The organism is Sinorhizobium sp. 6-70 (genome assembly GCF_030124375.1).
GTDB lineage: Bacteria > Pseudomonadota > Alphaproteobacteria > Rhizobiales > Rhizobiaceae > Sinorhizobium.
Genome location: NZ_JASKLS010000045.1, coordinates 1 through 544, shown reverse-complemented (window position 1 = coordinate 544; position 544 = coordinate 1). Strand labels below are relative to the sequence as shown.

General features: G+C 60.7%; 1 pseudogene. It reads right to left on the bottom strand.

What is annotated here, in order from left to right:
• Window positions 1–544: pseudogene (locus QN222_RS30445) on the bottom strand (adenylyl-sulfate kinase); the annotation flags it as partial.

Here is a 544-nt window from a genome sequence, read left to right as displayed (position 1 = left end):
GTATGCGTCAAAGACGATCGGCGCCTGGGTCGAGATATTGCAGACGCCGATTTCGTTCATCTGCAGGGACTTCGCCGCCTCGCGCACGAAGCTGTTGATGTTGACCTGGTGCTTGAGCGCGGTAACGGTCGCATTCACGCTGTCCGTCTCCGTACGCAGGATATAGCTTCGCCCGGGGATCATCGGGCTCGGATCGAACCAGATCATGTGGGCCTGGAACTGATCGGCGACGAACGGTCTGGCGCCCAGCGCGGCCAACATGTTGCCGCGGGAAACCTCGACGTCGTCCGAAAGCACCAGCGTGACCGCCTCGCCCTCCACAGCCTTCTGCACCTCACCATCATAGGTGACGATGCTCCTGATCGAGGTGCGCTGCCCCGATTTGGCGACGATCACCTGATCACCGACCGAAATCTTGCCGGACGCAATCTGCCCCGCATATCCCCGGAAGTTCGCGTCGGGCCGCATGACCAGTTGAACGGGAAAGCGGAACGGCTTCTGCGCCTCCTGGCGATCGAAGTCGATCGTTTCGAGATATTCGAGA